This is a genomic window from Acidiphilium sp. AL (genome assembly GCF_025499445.1).
In the GTDB taxonomy this organism is placed as follows: domain Bacteria; phylum Pseudomonadota; class Alphaproteobacteria; order Acetobacterales; family Acetobacteraceae; genus Acidiphilium; species Acidiphilium iwatense.
On the sequence record NZ_JAIMBZ010000008.1, the window covers coordinates 47070 to 69156 of the forward strand.

The following is a 22087-nucleotide window of genomic DNA, read 5'->3' on the forward strand; positions in this document are numbered from 1 at the left end:
GAAAACTTCGGCCGGGTGATCGAAATTGGCAGCGCGGTCGATCGGGTGAAGGTAGGCGACTGGGTATGCCTGCCGTTCAATATCGGTTGCGGGTTCTGCGAGAATTGCGAGCGCGGGCTGACCGGCTTCTGCCTCACCTGCAATCCGGGAACCGCCGGCGCGGCCTATGGGTTTGCCGGCATGGGTCCGTACAGCGGCGGTCAGGCGGAGTTGCTGCGGGTGCCGTATGGCGATTTCAACTGTTTGGTGCTGCCGAAGGACACCGAGGAGAAACAGCTCGACTATGTGATGCTCAGCGATATCTGGCCGACCGGCTGGCACGCGACCGAGCTTTCCGGGCTGAAGCCGGGCGAGTCGATCGTGATCTATGGCGCCGGACCGGTCGGATTGATAGCAGCGTATTCGGCGATGGTCAAAGGCGCGTCGCAGGTGATGGTGGTCGACCGGCACCCCGATCGGCTGAAGCTTGTCGAGCAGATCGGCGCCATCCCGATCGATGATTCCGACGAGCAGGCCGTCGAGAAGGTTCTGCAGCAGACCAATGGCGCGGGGGCCGACCGGGGCTGCGAATGCGTCGGCTATCAGTGTCACGATCATCACGGGCGTGAATGCAATCACCTGACGATGAACGCACTGGTGGAGTCGGTGCGCGCCAGCGGCGGGATCGGGGTGGTCGGCGTGTTCGTGCCGAGCGATCCGAAAGCGCCGACCAAGCTGGAACAGAGCGGCAAGATGGCGTTCGATTTCGGCAAGTTCTGGTTCAAGGGCCAGAAGCTCGGCACCGGACAGGCCAACGTGAAAGCCTATAATCGCTATCTGGCCCGATCGATCGAGCGGAATCGGGCCAAGCCGTCATTCCTGATCTCGCACGAATTGCCGTTGAGCGAGGCGCCGACCGCCTACAAGCATTTCGACAACCGCGATGACGGCTGGACCAAGGTGGTTCTCAGAGCGGCGTGATCTACGATCCATCCCCTCCTGCCGCCGGTGAGTTCGTACCTCGCCGGCGGTACCTCATCTTTGTCCGAAGGAGCGGGGATGTCATAAGACAAGCGTGATCGACTGAAAGTCAATCACGCTCTATGACTCACGCCAGCGCTGCTCGCGCAGCACGGGCACCGGCCCCAGGGCGATCCGTTCCGTCGCGCCGAGCGCCAGCCATTGCCGCGCATGCCCGAGCACGGCACGCGTTACGAAGGCAAGATCGAGTTCGAGCGCCTCCTCGATCCCGTAATAGCGGAGTTCTTTGAGTTCGCCCGAGCCGGCGATCGTGCCGGTGACACGAATTGCCGGAACGGTGAAGAAAAACGCATCGAACCGCACCGGCGAGGCGGGCGGCGTGATCGCGCGATAGATATAGTCGAGCGCGTCCAGACGGGGCGGCACGCCCAGGGAAAGCCCCGTCTCCTCATGCAGTTCACGCGTACCCGCGATTGCGAGCGCCCTGGCGAGTCCCGCGCCAACATGCAACCGAAGGCGGTCGAATACATGTGGAGAAAGCTCGCTCTCCGCCGGAGCGGACGTGTCGCCGGGATCGACAGCGCCTCCGGGAAACACGAGCCGGTTCGGCATGAAGCGATGGTTTGCGCTCCGCCTTCCCATCAGAACCTCCGCGCCGGCCGCACCGCCGCGCAACACGAGCAGGCTCGCGGCGGAACGAGGCGTGACGGGCGCGATTCCGGTGGTATGGTGGGCAATGGTCACGACTGAATCCGGTTCGTTCCGGTTGCCGCTTCACATGGACCGCAGGCTGACCGGTGCCGCCTGACGCGCGGGCAATTCAACTTCGCCGAACAGCGAGCGAACCCGCCGCGCTTCAGTGTCCGCATGGGGAAACAAATAGGCACAGGCGAGATAGATGGCGAGATTTGCCAGCAGCGCAACGAACCCCGATGTCACGCCCCAGAGCGGTCCGATGAATTCGGGATATTGCAGCGTGAGAGCGACCGCGAGAACGAACCCGACGATCGTACCCGCATAGGCACCCTGCCTATTCCCCCTCATCCAGAAAATGCCGAGGAATTGCGGAACGGCGAGCTGGATGATCCCCTGGTAGCCGATCACCGCGACATTGAAGAGCTGGGGCAGTTTCAGCGTCGCGATCCACGCTCCGAGCAGCGTGATCGCGATCATGCTGATCTTCGCGATCACCACTTTCGATGTCTCGCTAAGCTCGACGTAGTTGCCGAAAATGTCATTGGCGACCTGCGCGCCGGTGGATTGGATGTTGCCGTCGATATTGCCCATGGTCGATGCAAGGATGACGATTCCAGCAACCGAGAGCAGAACCAGACCGCCGGCTTGCTGATTCACGATGAACCAGATCGCATCGGGCGATTTGGTGACGGCGGGAAGATTTGCCGCAAGCATCGAGAGAACGATCAGCGCGCCGGCGAAGAAGAAGGAGATCGGCGCGGCGATGGCTGCCGCTTTCTTCATCGCATCGACGCTGTTGGCGGTGAACAGCCGAACGAAAATGCCGGGCCAGCACCAGCCCCCGAGCGCGCCGGTGAAGATCAGCGCAAAGAGATAGAGCGGCCCCTGTTTCGAGTGCTCGCCGGGAATTTCGAAAAGTCCCGCGTGAAGAGCGGCGAAGGAGGTGCCTTGCGAGAGCAGCAGCCAGCCGATCAATCCAAGGATCAGCAGCGTTCCGCCGATATAGGATACGACACCCTGCACCATGTCCGAGATAACGACGCCGCGCATGCCCATCTGCACGGTCCAGAATTGGCGGACGACGATCAGCACCACACCGAGAATGACGGCCACGGTGAAATCGATCCTCTTCAGCGCCATATAGTAGAACAGCATGCCCAGTGCCTTCATTCCAAGAATGATCCAGGGAAACTGGGAAACGATGCCGATGACGCCGATCAACAGGCGAATGTTCTTCGTCCCGTATCGGAGTGCGAAGAGGTCGGGTTGCGTGTATAGATTGAAACGCTTGCCCCAGAGCCAGACCCGGTTCGAGATCGCATACATCGCAACGATCGTGAGCAGGCTGTAGAGCAGAAGATAGAAGCTCAGCACGCCGGCCTGGACCGCAAGACCGCCGAAAGCGATGAAGATCGCGCCTGGATACCACGTGTTGAGAAACGACATCGACTGAAAGAACGCGCCGAAGGAACGGCCGCCGACCGCATACTCCGCGAAATTTTTGTCCTTCCTGTAGGAGAGCTGAAGGTAGATCACCACGACGGCGAAAAATGCCGCAAGGCCACCAAAGGTCACCAGCATCGGGACATTTCCTTTTTCAATTCCTTCTGCGTCCGATGGATTTTCACGCGCTCATCCGATACGCGGCGAGGATGCTCAATGTCACGAACAACCCGGCGAATAGAAAATATCCGACCGAAAGCGGCAGATTGGGCAGAGGACCGCGACCGCTGAAGGCAAGGTAGATCGGCGGAAAGCAGCAGACGATGAAATCGAATGCAAACCAGATCTTGATCGCGGTGGGCAGCGACCGTCTCAGCTCGGCTTCTTCCTCGATCATCCTGATCCTCATGTCGTTGACGTTCTGGGAAAAGTGGGGCGGAATAACTAACGCGATTCGGCGGATTCGAGACCGCACCATTCGGCGATGAAGAGAGCCATCGTCTTGGTGATCCGTTCGACGGAAGGCAGGCTGACGCTTTCGTCGGCCGCATGGATGCTGCGTGCGATCGGCCCGTAGCAGAGTGCCGGAACCTGATCGTAAAGCGCATAGACGCGCGTATCGAGGTAGCCGGCCGTCATGAAACTCTCGAGCGGTTTGCCGATGACCGTTTCATGCGCGCGGTCCAGAACCGCCTCGGCCTCCGATCCGGGCTGGAGAACATAGCCTTCGGAATAGAACCCGCCGAATGTCACCCGCGGCGGATTATTGGCCAGGAACCGATCAGAGCGCGCGAAATCGGCAACGCATTCGGCGATCTCGCGGGCGGCTTCCGCTGCGGTGATGCCGGGATAGATCGAGATGCGGCAACTGATCCGGCACCAGCTCGGCACCGACGAAGCCCAATCCCCGCCTTGGATTTTTCCGAGATTCAGGTTGATCGGATGGGGCTCATTCTCGAAATGAGGCCGTCCGGTTTTTTGGGCGTTCCAATCCGCTTCGATCGCCCGAAGCGCCGCCACGACGCGATAGGCTGCGTCGATCGCGTTGGTACCGTCGGACATTTCCCGCACATGCGCGGGCACGCCGCGGACTTCGACATCGAACCACAGAACACCGACATTCGCGCGGACGAGTTTTTCGTCCTCCGGTTCGGGAATCAGAACCGCATCGGCCTTGTATCCGCGAAGATGGGTCATCAAGGCGCCGTTGCCGGTCGATTCCTCTTCGACGACGGATTGCACGTAAACCGTTGCCGCGGGCTGAAGCCCTGCCCGGCGCAGAGCATCGAGCGCAAAGATATTCGCTGCGTGTCCGGCTTTCATGTCGCCGCTCCCGCGGCCAAACAACCAATCGCCCTCGATAACCGGGTCAAACGGTGGAGTGCGCCACATGTCCGATGGGCCGGTGGGGACGACATCGACATGGGCTTGGAGGATCAGGGACCGTCCGGTCTCCCGGCGGGGACGATGAATGCCGACGACGATCGGCGCGGTGGAATGCTGGTCCGAGAACGGCGCACCGCCGACATGCCGCCCAATCGCATCGGGCTCCATCGCGAACCGATCCATCGCATAGCCTCGGTCCCGCAGCGCGCCAAAGACGAAATCCTGGATCGTGTGCTCATTGCCGCGCGTCGAGGGGAAACGGATGAGCGATTTGGTGAATTCAATCTGCTCCGCAAACCCGGCATCGACCGAAGCGACGATGTGTCTCGCGAGTTCCCGATCCAATGCCATTCCAAACGATCCCTCATTCTCGGCGTTCACGGCTAGAACGCTTCGCCCGACCTGCTTTTGGCTCGGCTGTTGATCGGAACCATAAGGAGTGCCGCAAAGATATGTCAACTAATAATATGTTGTGTCAATAGATGACACGATATATAATCGAAGCATGAAAAACTCCGACCAGACGAAGCCGAACGTGCCACTCGTCCGAGCGGTGGAGCGGGCGATTCGCCTGTTGCGCGCCTTCAGTCCGGCGAAGCCGCGCCTGACGCTGAGCGAACTCGCCCGGTTGACTGACCTGGATAAGGGAACCGCCCGGCGTCTTCTGCAGACTTTGACTTTGAACGGTCTCGTTGAGCACGACGGGGAAACGCTGCGCTATGCATTGTCGGCGGCGGTGCTCGAACTCGGCGCCGCGGTCGAGACCGGGCGGGAACTCCGCAACGTCGCGGCACCGCAACTCGCCAGGGTCGCGATGAACACCGGCTGCACCACGTTTCTCTGGGTTTATCGCGAAGGAATGGCGCTTTGCATCGAGCGCGTGCGATCCGGCGATTTCAGCATCGATGTCGCCTGGACCAATGTCGGCAGCAGGACGACGCTGAATTGCGGTGCCGGCCCGCGCGCGCTTCTGGCCTTCATCTCGCCGGAGGAGCGGCGAGATGCGCTATCGGGCGATCTCACGAAGCGGACGCCGCTCAGTCAGGTCGATCCGGAGATTCTCACGGCCGAATCCGAGCGTATTCGCGGTCAGGGCTGGGAGCTCGCCATCGACGATTTCGTGCTCGGGCTCGCGGGACTCGGGGTACCGGTTTTCGACCGCGATGGTCAATTGCTAGGCACGATCAGCATTACCACCCTGACGCCCCGTCTCGCCGGTGCGGAAGAATCGAGATGCCTTGAGCTTCTCGTTGCCGCCGCGAAGGAAATCGGCGCCGTCATGCGGTGAACCGGCGATTGCTGGTCGGGTCGGGATTTCGGGCGTGATACGGAGACCCGCCCGGATGTAATCGGGGCAAAACCTGGGGAAGCGGCGATATTTGGCTTGCGCCGACGCGGCTGCGTACGATTCAGTGATTTCATGTCACCGCCCGCCGATCTGTCCGACCTATCCCGTGCCGAACTGGAAGCATTGCTGGTGGAACTGCTGGGCGATGTGTCTGAGCTGAAGTGGGGTTGTGGCGGCGCAGCGTGACCAGATCACACGGTTGAAGGGCCTGAAAGGCCGTCCGTGGATCAAGCCGGGCGGCACGGCTCGTTCGATCCTTTTTCAAAGCACCAATTGTCGCCTATATTACCGACTGATGAGTAAAATAATCGAGTGGGAATGAAACACATGACAAAACGAAAGCCGGGACGCCTGTTCTTCGCCAATCCGGGACCGACCAACATCCCCGATTCCGTGCTGCGCGCGATGAATCAAGCGACCGTCGATTTCATGGCCGATGATTTTCTGGACGTCTATGATGCCGCCATCGCCGGCCTGAAGCGCCTGCTGTTCACCGCGGGCGAGGTGTTCATCTACACCGCGAGCGGCCACGGCGCCTGGGAAGCGACGCTGCAAAACCTCTTCTGCTCGGGCGACCGTATTTTGATGCCCGATTGCGGCTATTTCTCCCGGACCTGGGGGGCGATGGCCAAGAATCTCGACCTTGCCGTCGAAATGCCGGAAACCGACTGGCGACGTGGTCCCGACATCGCGGCGATCGCCGATCGCCTCGCCGCCGACAAATCCCATGCAATCAAGGCCGTTTGCATCGTCCATAACGAAACCTCGACCGGCGTTAGTCTGCCGCTTCCCGAAATCCGCGCCGCGATCGATGCGGCGAATCATCCTGCCTTGTTCCTCGTCGATTCCATCTCCTCGTTCGGCTCGCTGGAATTCCGCATGGCGGATTGGGGAATCGACGCCGTGGTCGGTGGCAGCCAGAAAGGCCTGATGCTGCCGGCGGGTCTGGCATTCACCGCGGTCGGCGAAAAAGCCCTGCAAGCGCATGGCCGCGCGACCCTCCCGCGCTTTTATTTCGACTGGACGAAAATGCGCGCCCGCCGGCATCGCAGCTTCACCGGCACCGTGCCGATCGCTCCGTTCTATGGCATGCGCGAGGCGGTGCGGCTGATCGAAGCGGAAGGGATCGAACAGGTCTGGCGCCGCCATCATCGTCTTGCGGAAGCCACACGCCGGGCCGTGTCGGTCTGGAGCGGCAATGAAGGCGTCGCTTTCTTCTGCGCCGATCCGAAGCGCCGGTCGGATTCAGTGACCGCGGTGAAAATGCCCGATGGCCACGATGCCGAAGCGGTGCGCGCGATCGCCTATGATCGTTTCAACGTCTCGCTCGGCAGCGGTCTCGATCCGCTCGGCGGCAAGGTTTTTCGCATCGGTCATATGGGCGATCTCAACGAGCCGATGCTGCTCGGCACGCTCGGCGTGGTGGAAATGTCGCTTCGCCTCGCCGATATTCCCCATGCAAGCGGCGGGGTGGATTCGGCGATCGACTACCTCGCCACCGCCTGAATCCGCATCCGCCGGTTCGCCAGAATATACAGGACCGACGGCACGATCAGCCCGAGAATCCAACTGATATCGGCACCGCCGAGAGCCTTGGCGATCGGCCCTTCGTAGAGATCGGCATTCATGAACGGGATCTCGACCAGAATGCCGATCCCGTAGATCGCCATGGTGCGCCAGTTGATCGTGCCGTAAACCCCCGCAGGATCGTAGATCGCGTCGATGTCGTAGCTGCCGCGCCGCACCAGATAGAAATCGGTCAGATTGATCGCCGTCCATGGCACGAACACATAGAGCAGCAAGAGCAAGAAATTCGTCATCGCGCCGACGAAATTGCCGCTTGCGGAAATCGCCAGCGCACTGCCGATGATCGCGGCGAGTGCTCCGACCCCGATCCGCAGCGCCATGCCGTTCGCCAGAACCTTGCGGGTCAACCCGTTTTCTCCGGCCGAGGTCAGAATGGTCGCAGCCGACATCGCCGATCCATACAGGTTGAGCACATTCGCCGCCGTGATGCCGAGCAGAATCACCAGCAGCATCAGCCAGCGCCAGGACGAACCGAGCAGCCCGGCGAAATATAGCGTCGTATCGGCATTTGCCGCCTTGCTCGCGATCAGCCCGGCCACCAGCCCCAGCGCCATCATCCAGATCGAGGCGAGCACCGAGCCGAGATAGGTATAGGCCGAACTCGACAGAAACGAGGTTTTTGCCGGCAGATAGCGCGAATAGTCGGCGACATAAGGTGCGTAGGTGATCTGCCATGTCGCGAAAATCGAAATACCGAGCACGATCATCGCGACCGGCGCCGGCTTGCCGGCCGCCAGGACCGAGCGGTGATAGTCGCCGATCAGAACGACCGTAACGATCGCGAATACCAGCAGAAACAACAGCGCCACGATGCGTTCGTAGCGATGGATCAGATCGTAGCCGAAAATCAGCAGAACGAAGGCGGCGATATCGGCAATGACGATGCCCAGCGCGGGAGGGACGCCGAGCAATGCGCTCGCCGCCTCGCCGCCGAGAATGGCGCTCAGGGTGAAGAAGCCCAGATACAGGATGATCACCAGAAACACCGGCAGGTTCGCGCCGAGCACGCCGAACTGCGCGCGGGACTGGATCATTTGCGGAATGCCGAGTTTGGGTCCCTGCGCCGCGTGATAGGCCATGAAGACGCCGCCGAGCACATTGCCGAGCACGATGGCGACCATCCCCGAGGCAAGCCCCAGCCCCAGCGATCCGGCGACCAGCCCGGTCGCCACCGTCGTCATCTGCATATTGGCGGAAAACCACAGCGTGAACAGCGAAGCCGGACGGCCGTGGCGTTCGGTTTCGGGAATTCGATCGATGGCGCGTCGTTCAAACATCGGGTTGAGTCCTTTACGATTCGGCAACGCTATCAAGCACGATGACGCGCTGCACCGTCAATATCTATTTGCATGTCTATGCAATCCGGTCACAGCGCGGCGGCGAGCCGGCGCAACACGGGCCGGAACCGCGCCACCGCCGCCTCGCGGGCGACGTGCCGCCCCTGCTCCACGACAACGCGCCCGGCGGCATAGACCCGATCGATGAGCTTCGAGCCGCCGACGAATACAAACTGATCGAGCCAGAATCCCGGCGGCAGAGCGGCAAGATCGGTACCGTCGCGATCGAGCACGACGATATCCGCCCGCGCTCCCGGCGCGATCGCGCCGACAGGCAGATTCAGCGCCTGCGCACCGCCGCGCAGCGCGCCCGCATATAGTGCCGTGCCCGCCGAACCGTTCGGGCTCAGCACCACCCGGCGCCGGTCGCGCAGGCGTTGCGACCCGTCGAGCTGACGAAGCTCCGCCGCCGCATCGATGCGGATCAATGAATCGCTGCCGATTCCGAACCGTCCGCCGGATTCGAGAAACCGCGCGCCGTCGAAAATACCGTCGCCCAGATCGGCTTCGGTGAGCGGACAAAGCCCGGCGACCGCGCCCGACCGCGCCATCGCTTCGGTTTCGGACGCCCCCATATGCGTCGCATGGATCAGGCACCACCGCGCATCGACCCCGGCATGGTCCAGCAGCCACTCGACCGGCCGCGCGCCGAGAGCGGCGACGCAGTCATCCACCTCCGCCACCTGTTCCGCCGCATGACAATGGATCGGCCCGGCGGGAAACAGCGCCGCGATCCGCGCGACATCCTCGGGGCGCGCGGCGCGCAGCGAATGTGGCGCCACACCAAGCGCCGCACCGGGCATTTCGGACCTGAGCATCGACGCCGTTTCCTCATGCAACCGGCAGAACCCGTCGATACCGTTGATGAATCGCCGCTGCCCCGGCTCGGCGACACGCCCGATTCCGCCCGCGCTGTAGAGGCACGGCAGCAGGGTGAGCCCAATTCCGCTCGCCCGCGCTGCCGCGACGATCCGCCCGGCAAGTTCCACCCGGTTGGCATAGGGTGTGCCATCCTTGTCGTGGTGCAGATAATGGAACTCGGCAACCGCGGTGAATCCCGCTTCGAGCATCTCGACATAGGCCATGGCGGTAACCGCTTCGATCTCGTCGGGATCGAATTCGTTGGCGGTCCGGTACATCACATGCCGCCAGGACCAGAAATCCTCACCGGGGCGCTGGCCTCGCTCGGCCAGACCGGCCATCGCCCGCTGAAATCCGTGACTGTGCAGATTGGGCAATCCCGGCAGGGCAATTCCCGGCACGGCTTCGCTTCCTGCCGGAGAAACCCCGGTCTCGACCTCGGCAATCCGTCCCGCATCGTCGATCGCGACGGCGACATTCTCGCGCCAGTCTCCATCAAGCCACGCCCAGGCAAACCAGAGCCTCCGCACCATGTCCGCTTTCCTTCCCGCACCCGGTTGATCATTCGTCGGGTTCAGTTGTATATACAACTCACGCGACGCTGTCAGGAGGAAAAATTTGGAGTGCGATCGTTTGTGGACCAACGCCCGAATCGCCACCTGCGCGCCGGGCCGGGCCGGGCTCGGCATGATCGGCGACGGCGCAATCGCCACGGCGAACGGGCGCATCGTCTGGTGCGGCAGCCGCGCCGAGCAGCCGGCCGGACTTGTCGCCGGCGATACGATCGACTGCGCCGGACGCCTGATCACGCCGGGATTGATCGACTGCCACACCCATCTGATCTTCGCCGGCGATCGTTCCGGCGAATTCGCGCGCCGTCTGGCTGGCGAGACCTATGCGGAGATCGCGCGCGGCGGCGGCGGCATCGTGGCGAGCATGCGCGCCACCCGTGCTGCGACCGAAGCCGAACTGAAAAACTCCGCCGCGAAACGCCTGTCCGCCTGGAAGGCCGAAGGCGTCACCACCATTGAAATCAAATCCGGCTACGGGCTCGACGAGGCGACCGAACTCCGCATGCTCGCGGCCGCGCGCGCGCTGGAAGCCGAAGCGGCCATGCGCGTCCGCGCGACCTATCTCGGCGCCCACGCGATCCCGCCCGACCTCACCCGCGAAGCCTATCTCGGGTTGATCTGCGACCGCATGATCCCGCGTATCGCCGAGCAAAGCCTCGCCGATGCGGTCGACGGGTTTTGCGAATCCATTGCCTTCGCACCCGATGAGATCGCGCGCGTGTTCACTGCCGCCCAGGCCCATGGCCTGAAGGTGAAGCTGCACGCGGACCAGTTGAGCGATCTCGGCGGCGCCGCCCTCGCCGCGCGATTCGCCGCCCTGTCCGCCGATCATCTCGAATACGCCAGCGCCTCCGGCATCGCGACGATGGCAAGCGCCAACACCATCGCGGTCCTGCTGCCCGGCGCCTATTACGTTCTCCGCGAGACCAGAATGCCGCCAGTCGATGCGATGCGCAGCACAGGCTGCGCGATCGCCATCGGCAGCGATTGCAATCCCGGCACCTCGCCGATCCTCTCGCTGCGTCTGTCCGCCCATATGGCCTGCGTGTTTTTCGGTCTTACGCTCGAGGAAGCCTGGCTTGGCATCACGCGCAACGCCGCCATGGCCCTTGGCGTCTCCGCCGAAACCGGCACGATCGAAGCAGGCAAATCCTGCGACCTCGCAATCTGGGACGAAGACGATCCAGCCTCGGTCCTAGGGTGGATCGGCCCCGCTCCCCTGCATCGGCGCATCTTGAAAGGTTTCGACGCATGATCGTTCTAACGCCAGGCCAAATGCGCTATGCGGATTGGCGCGCCATCCTTGAAGGCGAAGCCGTCTCGCTCGATCCGTCCTGCCGCGCTTCCGTCGAAGCCGGCGCGGCGGCGGTGGCACGCATCGTCGCGCGCGACGATGCGGTCTACGGCATCAATACCGGCTTCGGACGGCTCGCCTCCACCCGGATCGACCGCGCCGATCTTGCCCAATTGCAGCGCAATCTCGTGCTGTCGCACGCATGCGGCGTCGGCAATCCCCTCCCTGCGCCGGTCGTTCGCCTGATCATCGCGCTGAAGGCGACGAGTCTTGCACATGGCGCCTCCGGCGTGCGCTCCGAAACGCTCGATGCGCTGATGGCGCTGCTCGATCACGACATAATGCCGGTCATCCCCGCGCAAGGCTCGGTCGGCGCGTCCGGTGATCTCGCACCGCTCGCCCATCTGACATGCGGTCTGTTAGGGATCGGCGATGTGGTCGCGCGCGGCGTACGCAAACCCGCCGCTCAGGCGCTGAACGAAGCCGGCCTCGCGCCCATCGTTCTCGGTCCGAAGGAAGGATTGGCCCTCCTCAACGGCACCCAGGTTTCGACTGGCATCGCACTCGCCGGGTTGTTTCGCGCAAAGCATCTCTGCGACAGCGCATTGATCACCGGCGCGCTCAGCACCGATGCCGCGCGCGGCTCGGATGCGCCGTTCGATGCACGCATCCACACCCTGCGCGGCCATGCCGGACAGATCGCGGTGGCTCGCCTTCTGCGCGACTACATGACCGGAAGTAACATTCGCGACTCTCATCGCATCGGCGATCCGCGCGTGCAGGACCCGTATTGCCTGCGCTGCCAGCCGCAGGTGATGGGCGCGGTATTCGACCTGCTCGCCAATGTCGCGCGCACGCTGACGATCGAGGCGAATGGCGTATCCGACAACCCACTGATTTTCGCAGACCAGAACGAGGTGATTTCCGGCGGCAATTTTCACGCCGAACCGATCGCCTTCGCCGCCGATATCCTGGCTCTCGCCATCGCCGAAGCCGGCTCGATCGCCGAGCGCCGCATCGCACTCCTGGTCGATCCCGCCCATTCCGGCCTGCCGGCGTTTCTGACGCCAAATCCGGGGCTGAATTCCGGCTACATGATCGCCCATGTCACCGCCGCCGCGCTCACCGCGGAAAATCGCATGTTGGCACATCCCGCCAGCGTCGATTCCATTCCGACCTCCGCCAACCAGGAAGATCACGTCTCGATGGCGACGCACGGCGCGCTGCGCACGCTGCGCATGGCGGACAATCTCGCCGCGATTCTCGGCATCGAATATCTGCTTGCCAGCCAGGGTCTCGATTGCCTGGCACCGTTGCAAACCAGCCAAACCCTCGCGCGCGCTCACGCCTTGCTGCGCGCCGATGTGCCGAAACTGGAGGACGACCGGCTCGCAGCCCCCGATATCGCTGCCGCCCAGGCACTGATCGAGAGAGGTGCGCTGGTCCGGGCGGTCGCCGGCGATTCCGTTATCGATCTGGAGCGCGATTTCCGATGACCGGCACCGATTTCATCACGGTCCGCCCAGGAAACTCCCGGCTGATCCTGAGTCTGCCGCATACCGGCACCGATATCCCGGACGATCTCGCGCCGCGTTTCGTCTCGCGCTGGCAAACGCTCGCCGACGCCGATTGGTGGCTCGAAAAACTCTACGATTTTGCTGAAGACCGCGACGTCACCATCATCCGCACCACGATGTCGCGCAGCGTGATCGACGTCAATCGCGTTCCCAGCGGCGTCTCGCTCTATCCCGGTATGGCGACCACCTCGCTCTGCCCGCTCACCGATTTCGATGGAGCGCCGCTCTACAATGAGGGCCAGGAACCGGACGACGCGGAAATCGCCCGCCGCCGCGTGCGCTATTTCGAACCGTATCACGCGATACTGGCGCGCGAGATCGCCCGCCTTCGCGATTCCCACGACCAGATCGTGCTGTTCGACGCCCATTCGATCCGCTCGCGGATTCCGCGCCTGTTCGACGGCTTGCTCCCGGTCTGCAATATCGGCACGAATGGCGGCGTCACTGCTTCGCCCGCGCTGGTCGCCGAAATCGTCGCTCTCTGCGCCGCCAGTCCGTTCGATCACATCGTGAACGGGCGTTTCAAGGGCGGCTACATCACCAGGCACTATGCCGCGCCGGAAGCCGGCGTTCACACCGTGCAGCTCGAACTCGCCTGCCGCGCCTATATCGACGAACCCGAAGACGCCATCACCGAATCCAACTGGCCGCCGCCCTATTCTTCAGACCGCGCCAGGACAATTCGCGACCTGCTCATCCCCATCATCGGCGCCTGTCTCGATTTCCCGATCGTCCGCCGACCCGGAGACACATCATGCTGACCCGAATCGACAATGCCCGCACCATCCGCGCGCCGCACGGCAACATTCTGAGCGCCAAATCCTGGCTCACCGAAGCGCCGCTGCGCATGTTGATGAATAATCTCGACCCCGATGTCGCCGAACGTCCCGAGGAACTCATCGTCTATGGCGGAATCGGCCGTGCGGCACGCGACTGGGAGAGCTACGACCGTATCACCGCCGCGCTCAAATCGCTCGAAGCCGACCAGACGCTGCTCGTCCAGTCAGGCAAACCGGTCGGCATCTTCCGCACTCATGCGGATGCGCCGCGCGTGCTGATCGCCAATTCGAATCTGGTGCCGCACTGGGCGACTTGGGACCATTTCAACGAACTCGATCGCAAAGGCCTGATGATGTACGGCCAGATGACGGCCGGGTCCTGGATCTATATCGGCTCGCAGGGCATCGTTCAGGGCACCTACGAAACCTTCGTCGAAGCCGGCCGCCAGCATTATGACGGCGATCTTTCGGGCCGCTGGATACTAACCGGCGGCCTGGGCGGCATGGGCGGCGCTCAGCCGCTCGCCGCGACCATGGCCGGCGCCTCGATGCTCGCCGTCGAATGCTCGCCCTCGCGCATCGAAATGCGCCTGCGCACCCGCTATCTCGACGTTCAGGCCAGCACGCTCGATGAAGCGCTATCGATCATAAGCCACGCCACGAAGAGCAAAAAGCCGGTCTCGGTCGGCCTGCTCGGCAATGCCGCCGAAATTTTTCCTGACCTTCTCGCGCGCGGCGTGCGGCCCGACATGGTCACCGATCAGACCTCGGCGCATGATCCGGTCAATGGCTATCTTCCCGCCGGCTGGACCGTCGCCGAATGGGAAGACCGCCGCGTCCGCGATCCACGCGGCACCGCCGAAGCCGCCAAACAATCCATGGCCGCGCAGGTCCGCGCCATGCTCGGCTTCTGGCGGAACAAAATCCCGGTGCTCGACTACGGCAACAATATCCGCGCCATGGCGCAGGATGTCGGCGTCGCCGACGCGTTCGATTTTCCGGGTTTCGTGCCCGCCTATATCCGCCCGCTCTTCTGCCGGGGCATCGGGCCATTCCGCTGGGCGGCCCTGTCCGGCAATCCCGAGGATATCTACCGCACCGACGCCAAGGTGAAGGAACTCATCCCGGACAATCCCCATCTGCACCACTGGCTCGATCTCGCACGCGAACGCATCGCCTTCCAGGGGCTGCCCGCGCGAATCTGCTGGGTCGGCCTGGGCGATCGCCATCGCCTCGGGCTCGCCTTCAACGAAATGGTGGCGAGCGGCGAATTGTCGGCGCCAATCGTAATCGGCCGCGATCATCTCGATTCCGGTTCGGTTGCGAGTCCCAATCGCGAAACCGAGGCGATGCGTGACGGATCGGATGCAGTCTCGGACTGGCCGTTGCTCAACGCGCTGCTCAACTGCGCCTCGGGCGCGACCTGGGTGTCGCTTCATCATGGCGGCGGTGTCGGCATGGGATATTCGCAGCACGCCGGCATGGTCATCGTCGCCGACGGCACCGAAGCGGCGGCGCAGCGCCTCGCCCGCGTGCTCTGGAACGATCCCGCCACCGGGGTCATGCGCCACGCCGATGCCGGTTACGATACCGCGATCGACTGCGCCCGCACCCACGCACTCGACCTGCCCTTCCTCACGCGGTGATCACCGTCGAAGCCCGGCTGCCCAGGCTGTAGCGCGAGCCTGGGTAGATGAACTCGCTTTGCGTCGCGGAAATGCCGTTGCTCCAGGTGCGGCGCAGCAGCACCAGGCAAGCGGCATCGTCCGCCGGCCCGAACTCGAGCAGTGCGCGCACCGCCGGCGCCGGCGTCGCCGCATAGGCGGTGTGCTCGATCTCGGTCGCCGGGCCGAGGCGCAGCAGATAACGCGCCGTGGTTTCCCGCGAAAAATCGGCATTGAGATAATCGGGCGCGAATTTCGGCGAAACGAAACGGTCCTCGAGCTGCACCGGCACATCGTCCTCGAAATGCAGCACTGTGGAATGAAAGATTTTCGCACCCGGCCGCAGCTCGAACCCGATCGCCTGGGTCGGCGTCGCCCGCACCGCTTCCAGCGCGATCAGTCGCATCCGATGAGTGTGCCCGCGCGCCGTGATATCCTCGGCGATGTCGTGGATTCGCAAAAATTCCTGGCGCGGCCTGCGCTCGGCGGCGAAGGTCCCGACCCCCTGAATCCGCGAAACCACGCCTTCCGTCGACAATTCCCGCAAAGCGCGATGCACCGTCATGCGCGAAACGCCGAAATGCGCGGTCAGTTCGTGCTCCGATGGCAGGCGCGCGCCCGCGCCCCAATCGCCGGCTGCGACGCGCGCGGCGATATTGCGTTTGACCTGCTCGTAGAGCGGACGGGGCTTTCCGAATGCCGGATCGGTTACATTATCGGTCATCTGACCGGCGATCATATCGGCGACAATCGCCGCCGTCCAATATTCCGATCAGAAAACCTCGGAAAATCGATCCGGTATCCGCCATAATCTCGGCCCCTGAATCGACAGATCGATGCGATAGGTTTCGCTCTCGCGGCCGATGCGGCTCGCGATAACCGCATCCAGGCAGGCGCGCATCTCTTGTGTCGCTTCGTCCGCGGGGATGTCGCTCAGCCGCCCGGCGGCGCCGAAGCCCTCGAACATGCGCAGCCAGTCTTCATCGCTCAATCGCTGATGGCCTGCCTGATCCGGGTGCGACCAGGGCTGGCTGCGCGAACGGTGCAGCCGGCGTATCCCGGCATCGCGATCGAAATAGCGCAGATGAAACATGTAAAGACCGTCGAACACGGTATCGGATGGCATGCAATGAAATCCCGGAGACCAGTCCAGCGGTCCCCGCGTCAGTGCCGGCTTGCACATCGGGCTGTGAAACCAGGCATAGCGGCGCTGGTTCAGCACTTTCCGCTCCGCCGAGAAAACCGGCTCGCGATCGTAAACATGCTGCAATTCGAGGCCGATCAACGAGACGACATCGCGTTCGCAACGATCCGCATAATCGGTCAGGCTCGCATAACGCGCCGGATCGGCGACCGCGAACTCGTCCATATCGACATGCAGAACGTAGCGATAACGCTTCAGAAGTTCACCCGCAAAAAGCCGGATGAGTGCCAGATGGCGATAGTCGTCCTGCGCCGAGCGCAGCAGCCGGACGACCTGCGCGCCGCCAACCGCCGCCCCCGAACCATCATCGGTGCCGTGATCGAGCAGATAGCAATTCTCGAGACCAGCCTGGCGTCGATAATGCCCGAGCCAGAGCGGCAGATGCACCGGCTCGTTGTAGAACTTGCAGATAACCGCGAGCGGTTTCACGGCGCCGGCGCACGGGTCCGCATCACCTCGCCCACCAATGCCTTGGCGTCGAGAATCGTGTCGAGATCGGCGCCGGGCATCACCTCGGCGGCCAGCTCGCGCACCGTCCGCCCGGTCGCAAGCGCCATCTTCGCCACCGCCGAGGCGCGTTCGTAGCCGAGATACGGCACCAGGGCAGTCACCGTCGCCGTGCTCGCCTCCAAATGCTTTATGCAATTTTCGGGATTGGCCTGAATCCCGTCGACGCACAGCGTCGCGAACACCTCGACCGAGTTGCGGATCAGCTTCATGCTGTTCAGCGTATTATGCGCGATCAGCGGCTCGAACGCGTTGAGCTGCAACTGGCCGGCCTCGGCCGCCATGGTGATCGCGAGATCATGGCCGATCACCTGAAAGCAGACGATGCTGATCATCTCGGGAATCACCGGATTGACCTTGCCCGGCATGATCGAGGAGCCGGGCTGCATGGCCGGCAACGTGATCTCGCCGAATCCGCCGCGCGGACCCGACGACAGCAGCCGCAGATCATGGGCGATTTTCGATATCTTGGTCGCGATCCGCTTGAGCACCGCCGAGAACATGATGAAGGCGCCCATGTCCCAGCTCGCTTCGAGCAGGTTCGACGATTGCACGAACTCGATCCCGCTGAGTCGCGACAGCGATTCGATCGCGAACGGACCATAGGCCGGATCGGCGTTGATCCGCGTGCCGATCGCGGTGCCGCCGAGATTGATCTCGGTGAGCAGCTTGGCGGCTTCGTCGAGCCGCTGGATATCCTCGCGCACCGTGGTCGCGAAAGCGCCGAATTCCTGGCCCAGCGTCATCGGCACGGCATCCTGCATCTCGGTGCGGCCGAGCTTCACCACATCGGCGAATTCGCCGGCCTTCCGCTCGAAGGACGTGGCGAGCTGGTCGAGCCTGTCGCTGAGCGCATCCTTGCCGAGCAGAACCGCGAGCCGCACCGCCGTGGGATAGGTATCGTTCGTCGATTGCGACATATTCACATGATCGTTCGGATGCACCCGATAATCGCCGCGTACGCCGCCGAGCAGTTCCGAGGCGCGATTGGCCAGCACCTCGTTCATATTCATGTTGGTCGAGGTTCCCGCCCCGCCCTGGATGACATCGACCGGAAACTGATCGTGCCATTTCCCGTCGATGATTTCGCGCGCCGCCTTGTCGATCGCTTCGGCGATCACCGGGTCGAGCTTGCCGAGCCGCGCGTTCGCGCGCGCCGCCGCGGTCTTGACCATGGCGAAAGCGACCAGAAGATGCCGGTGCTGGCCGATGGTGAGATCCGAGATCGGAAAATTGCGCAACGCGCGTGCGGTGGACGCACCCCAATAGACATCGCCTGGAACCTCGATTTTGCCAAGGCTGTCGTGATCGATCCGAGACATGCTTTCCCCCGTTTGGAATTTAATTTCTCTACCCTGTTTCAATGCCGGAGTCGCGGGCCCGAAGGCCGTGCCCATGCGCCAATTCGGTGACGATGCCATGCAATGTGCGCAACTCCTGCTCGGTCACTTCGCCGCGCTGGAAGAAATGACGGATGTTGCGCACCATCCCAGGCCGTTTCGGCGCGTTGCGCAGGAAGCCGGACGCATCGCATTCGGCGATCAGATGGGCGAGAAAATTCTCGAGTTCGCTCTTGGTGGCCACGCGGGTCTTGTGGGTCTGCAATACGCGCGAGGGCACCGCCTCGCCGGCCATCCACCACTCATAGGCCATCACCATCACCGCCTGCGCGAGGTTGAGCGACATGAAGCCCGGATTGAGCGGATAGCGGATCAGGCTGTCGGCATGAGCAATGTCGTCATTGTCGAGCCCCGCGCGTTCCGGGCCGAACAGCAGCCCCATGCGCAACCCGCGTGCTCCGATCGCGCGCAATTCCGCCGCCGCACCTCGCGCGGTAAGCAGAGGCTTGACGATATGGCGCGGCCGCGGACAGGTCGCGAACACGCGATGCAGGTCGGCCACCGCATCGGCGACTGTTTCGTGCAGGCTTGCCGCTTCGAGAATCCGAACCGCCCCCGAAGCGGTGCGAAACGCCCGATCCTGCGGCCAGCCATCGCGCGGACTAACAAGCCGCAGGTGAAACAAGCCGCCATTGCCCATGGCGCGCGCGACCGAGCCGATATTCTCCGCAAGCTGCGGCCGCACCAGGATAACCACCGGCGACGGATCGATCGGGTAAAGATCGGCGCCTTCGTCGCGTCCGGTCATGCGCGCCGCCAGCTTGTGCCCGCCGGGCTATCCTCCAGAATGATGCCGCTATCGGCAAGTTCCGCGCGGATCGCATCGGCGCGGGTGAAATCCCTGGCGCGGCGCGCGGCAATCCTTTCGGCGATCGCCGCTTCGATGCGCGCGGTATCCGCATCGTCGCCCCGAAACCAGTCTGCGGGCCGATGATTGAAAACACCCAGAATCGCGCCCGCCGCCTTCAGCGACGATGCCGCATTCCGGTCGCCCGCCAGCGCCGCATCGGCCAGTGTGTGCAGCGCCGCAATCGCCCCCGGCGTGTTCAGATCGTCGGCGAGCGGCAACAACACGGAGTCGGGAACCGTATTCGCCACCGCCCAATCGCAATGTGCCGCCAGCGCCCGATAGAACCGATCCAGTTCCCGTTTGGCTTCCAACAGTGCCGCATCGGTAAAATCCAGCGTGCTGCGATAATGCGTCTTCAACAGCAGAAACCGGATCACCTCGCCCGGCGCCCGTTCTAGGGCCTGTCCGACGGTGATGAAATTGCCGAGCGATTTCGACATTTTCTCGCCGTTCACCAGAAGCATTCGGTTGTGCAGCCAGTAGCGCGCGAAGCCCGAACCGGGAAACGCGCAGGTCGATTGCGCGATCTCGTTCTCGTGATGCGGAAAGATCAGATCGTCTCCGCCGCCATGGATGTCGAAGCTCTCGCCGAGATGCTTCCAGCTCATCGCGGAGCATTCGATGTGCCAACCCGGCCTGCCGCGTCCCCATGGGCTGTCCCATCCCGGCAGCTCCCCGGTCGATGGCTTCCACAGCACGAAATCGCCCGGATCGCGTTTGTAGGGCGCCACATCCACCCGCGCTCCGGCGAGCAATTCGTCCGGGCTGCGGCCGGAAAACGCGCCGTATTCCGCGTCGGATTTCACCGCGAACAGCACATGGCCCTCCGCTTCATAAGCGTGGCCCCGCTCGATCAGCCGTTCGATGATCGCGACGATCTCGACGATATGGCCGGTCGCGCGCGGCTCGATATCCGGCGGCAGCGCGAACAGTGCCGCCATGTCCCGATGATACCATTCGGTCGTGCGTGCGGTGATCGAAGCGATCGCCTCGCCGGTCTCGCGCGACTTCGCGTTGATCTTGTCGTCGATGTCGGTGATGTTGCGCACGTAAGTTACGCGCGGAAACACCTGCCGCAGCAGTCGCACCAGCACGTCGAACACCACAACTGGCCGCGCATTGCCGATATGCACATGGTCATAGACGGTCGGGCCGCACACATAGAGCTTCACATGGCCGGGATCGATCGGCACGAACGCCTCGCGCCGCCTTGATTTGGTGTTGTGCAGCCTGATCTCGATCATGGCGGCGATTTCCTCCGCGGATCATCGGAAGTCAACCGGCCTCCGTTGACAGGACTAAACCGGTCCTGTATCCATTTCGACAGAAATTGCGAATAGTTCTCATTATCATCTCTGATGGAGTACGCCTTGTCGCAGACCGTGACCCGCCCGAAGCAGAGCCGCTCGCGTCTGCCTTTTCTCGCCGTGCTGGGGCCCGGCATCGTCGTCATGCTGGCCGATACCGAGGTCGGCAGCATCATCACCGCCTCGCAATCCGGCGTCGCCTGGGGCTACCGTCTGCTGCTGCTGCAATTCCTGCTCATGCCGATCCTCTATGTCGTGCAGGAACTCACGGTCCGCCTGGGTATTTTCACCGGCAAGGGCCATGGCGAGCTGATCCGCGACACGTTCGGCAAAGGCTGGGCGTGGCTCTCGGCAAGCGGCCTCGCGGTCGCGACCGTCGGCGCGCTTCTGTCGGAATTTTCGGGCGTCGCCGGCGTGGGCGAACTCTATGGCGTGCCCCGCGCCGTCACCCTCACCCTTGCGGTCGTCTTCCTCCTGGTCGTCGCCTTCACCGGCTCCTACCGCAGGGTGGAGCGGGTGGCGATCGCGCTCGGCCTGTTCGAATTCGTGTTCTTCGGCATCGCCTTCGTCTCGCATCCCGACCTGCACGCGATCGCGACGCAAACCTTCCAACCCGCTTTGGGCAATCCGGGCTATCTCTACCTTGTGGCGGCGAATATCGGTGCCGTCATCATGCCCTGGATGATCTTCTACCAGCAATCGGCGGTGGCCGATAAAAAACTCGGCCCGGCGGATTTCAAATATGCCCGCTGGGACACCGCGATCGGCGCGGTCATCACCCAGCTCGTCATGGCCGCCGTCCTGGTCGCCACGGCGGCGACCATCGGCGCGCACAACCCCAATGCCAGCCTCAATTCCGTGGGTGACATTGCCGCCGCCCTCACGCCCTATCTCGGCGTCACAATTGGAAAACTGGTCTTCGGCATCGGCGTGCTCGGCGCCGGGCTGGTCGCGGCGATCGTCGCCTCGTTGGCGCTGGCCTGGGGCCTCGGCGAGGTCGCCGGCTATCGCCGCTCGCTGGAAGACCACCCGCTGCAAGCCAAATGGTTCTACGGCGTCTATGCCGCCTGCCTGATCCTTGGTGCCGTGCTCGTCGCCGTCGTGCCAAACCTCGTCATCCTCAATATCGCGGTCGAGGTGATGAACGCCCTGCTGCTGCCTTTGGTGCTCGGCTTCCTGATCATGCTCGGCCTGCACGCCTTGCCCGCGCATCTCAAGCTGCGCGGCTGGTATATGGGCCTGACGATTTTCCTCTCCGTCGTTACCGCCGGCCTCGGCGTCTATGGCGGGCTGACCGGCGCCGGTTTGTTCTGAG

19 protein-coding genes are annotated in these 22087 nt (G+C 63.2%); 8 read left to right on the forward strand and 11 right to left on the reverse strand.

Features of this window, described 5'->3' with window-relative positions; genetic code table 11:
- The first annotated feature begins 15 nt into the window (after positions 1–15).
- A complete protein-coding gene (locus AiwAL_RS07625; protein ID WP_235703879.1) occupies positions 16–960 on the forward strand; it encodes a glutathione-independent formaldehyde dehydrogenase in 945 nt (314 codons plus the stop codon).
- Between the two features lie 120 nt (positions 961–1080).
- Here AiwAL_RS07625 and AiwAL_RS07630 read toward each other — a convergent pair whose 3' ends face one another.
- From AiwAL_RS07630 to AiwAL_RS07645, 4 genes are read right to left on the reverse strand one after another with little or no spacing between them, the layout of a single operon-like run.
- Positions 1081–1704 (reverse strand): NUDIX hydrolase, encoded by a 624-nt coding sequence (locus AiwAL_RS07630; RefSeq protein ID WP_262312452.1) that lies wholly within the window; start codon positions 1702–1704, stop codon positions 1081–1083.
- A gap of 30 nt (positions 1705–1734) precedes the next feature.
- The gene (locus AiwAL_RS07635) at positions 1735–3237 is read right to left on the reverse strand and encodes a sodium:solute symporter (RefSeq protein WP_235703881.1); all 1503 of its coding nucleotides are present in this window, start codon (positions 3235–3237) and stop codon (positions 1735–1737) included.
- A 43-nt stretch (positions 3238–3280) separates the two neighbouring features.
- A complete protein-coding gene (locus AiwAL_RS07640; protein WP_235703882.1) occupies positions 3281–3496 on the reverse strand; it encodes a hypothetical protein in 216 nt (71 codons plus the stop codon).
- A gap of 47 nt (positions 3497–3543) precedes the next feature.
- Positions 3544–4836 carry an ArgE/DapE family deacylase gene (locus tag AiwAL_RS07645; RefSeq protein WP_235703883.1) on the reverse strand — a complete coding sequence of 431 codons (1293 nt, stop codon included), beginning with the start codon at positions 4834–4836 and terminating at the stop codon, positions 3544–3546.
- Positions 4837–4990: 154 nt separating this feature from the next.
- On the opposite strand from AiwAL_RS07645, the gene AiwAL_RS07650 reads away from it, so the two are divergent.
- The gene (locus AiwAL_RS07650; protein ID WP_262312453.1) at positions 4991–5773 is read left to right on the forward strand and encodes an IclR family transcriptional regulator; all 783 of its coding nucleotides are present in this window, start codon (positions 4991–4993) and stop codon (positions 5771–5773) included.
- A gap of 387 nt (positions 5774–6160) precedes the next feature.
- Positions 6161–7339: a pyridoxal-phosphate-dependent aminotransferase family protein gene (locus AiwAL_RS07655; RefSeq protein WP_407932531.1), complete on the forward strand. Its 1179-nt coding sequence runs from the start codon at positions 6161–6163 to the stop codon at positions 7337–7339.
- On the opposite strand, the gene AiwAL_RS07660 is transcribed toward AiwAL_RS07655, so the two are convergent.
- Entirely contained in the window at positions 7321–8697 is a 1377-nt protein-coding gene (locus AiwAL_RS07660) for a cytosine permease (RefSeq protein WP_235703886.1), read from the reverse strand. The two genes, AiwAL_RS07655 and AiwAL_RS07660, sit on opposite strands and share 19 nt — an antisense overlap.
- Before the next feature lie 89 nt (positions 8698–8786).
- Positions 8787–10151, reverse strand: a complete 1365-nt coding sequence (locus AiwAL_RS07665; protein WP_316044771.1) for a formimidoylglutamate deiminase — start codon at positions 10149–10151, stop codon at positions 8787–8789.
- 154 nt (positions 10152–10305) lie between these two features.
- Here AiwAL_RS07665 and hutI point away from each other — a divergent pair, with 154 nt between their 5' ends.
- From hutI to hutU, 4 genes are read left to right on the forward strand one after another with little or no spacing between them, the layout of a single operon-like run.
- Complete coding sequence (gene hutI, locus AiwAL_RS07670) at positions 10306–11445, forward strand: imidazolonepropionase (RefSeq protein WP_407932533.1); 1140 nt, start codon at positions 10306–10308, stop codon at positions 11443–11445.
- Complete coding sequence (gene hutH, locus AiwAL_RS07675) at positions 11442–12980, forward strand: histidine ammonia-lyase (protein WP_268920185.1); 1539 nt, start codon at positions 11442–11444, stop codon at positions 12978–12980. Before hutI ends, hutH begins: the two co-directional genes overlap by 4 nt.
- Positions 12977–13822, forward strand: coding sequence for an N-formylglutamate deformylase (gene hutG / locus AiwAL_RS07680; protein ID WP_262312456.1), 846 nt, complete (start codon positions 12977–12979; stop codon positions 13820–13822). The genes hutH and hutG overlap by 4 nt, the downstream gene beginning before the upstream one ends.
- Positions 13816–15486: a urocanate hydratase gene (gene hutU, locus AiwAL_RS07685; protein WP_235703889.1), complete on the forward strand. Its 1671-nt coding sequence runs from the start codon at positions 13816–13818 to the stop codon at positions 15484–15486. Before hutG ends, hutU begins: the two co-directional genes overlap by 7 nt.
- Here the strand turns inward: hutU and hutC are convergent.
- Genes hutC through cysS form a run of 5 tightly spaced genes read right to left on the reverse strand, consistent with a single transcriptional unit; the run spans position 15476 to position 20709 of the window.
- Positions 15476–16228 (reverse strand): histidine utilization repressor, encoded by a 753-nt coding sequence (hutC, locus tag AiwAL_RS07690; protein WP_235703890.1) that lies wholly within the window; start codon positions 16226–16228, stop codon positions 15476–15478. The genes hutU and hutC overlap by 11 nt on opposite strands.
- Positions 16229–16276: 48 nt before the next feature.
- Positions 16277–17137, reverse strand: a complete 861-nt coding sequence (locus tag AiwAL_RS07695) for a glycosyltransferase family 2 protein (RefSeq protein ID WP_235703891.1) — start codon at positions 17135–17137, stop codon at positions 16277–16279.
- Entirely contained in the window at positions 17134–18537 is a 1404-nt protein-coding gene (locus AiwAL_RS07700; protein ID WP_262312457.1) for an aspartate ammonia-lyase, read from the reverse strand. The genes AiwAL_RS07695 and AiwAL_RS07700 overlap by 4 nt, the downstream gene beginning before the upstream one ends.
- Before the next feature lie 28 nt (positions 18538–18565).
- Positions 18566–19363 carry an RNA methyltransferase gene (locus AiwAL_RS07705; RefSeq protein ID WP_235703893.1) on the reverse strand — a complete coding sequence of 266 codons (798 nt, stop codon included), beginning with the start codon at positions 19361–19363 and terminating at the stop codon, positions 18566–18568.
- Entirely contained in the window at positions 19360–20709 is a 1350-nt protein-coding gene (gene cysS / locus AiwAL_RS07710) for a cysteine--tRNA ligase (RefSeq protein WP_235703894.1), read from the reverse strand. Before cysS ends, AiwAL_RS07705 begins: the two co-directional genes overlap by 4 nt.
- 126 nt (positions 20710–20835) lie before the next feature.
- Between cysS and AiwAL_RS07715 the strand changes: the two genes are divergently transcribed.
- A complete protein-coding gene (locus AiwAL_RS07715; RefSeq protein WP_262312458.1) occupies positions 20836–22086 on the forward strand; it encodes an NRAMP family divalent metal transporter in 1251 nt (416 codons plus the stop codon).
- Position 22087 lies beyond the last annotated feature (1 nt).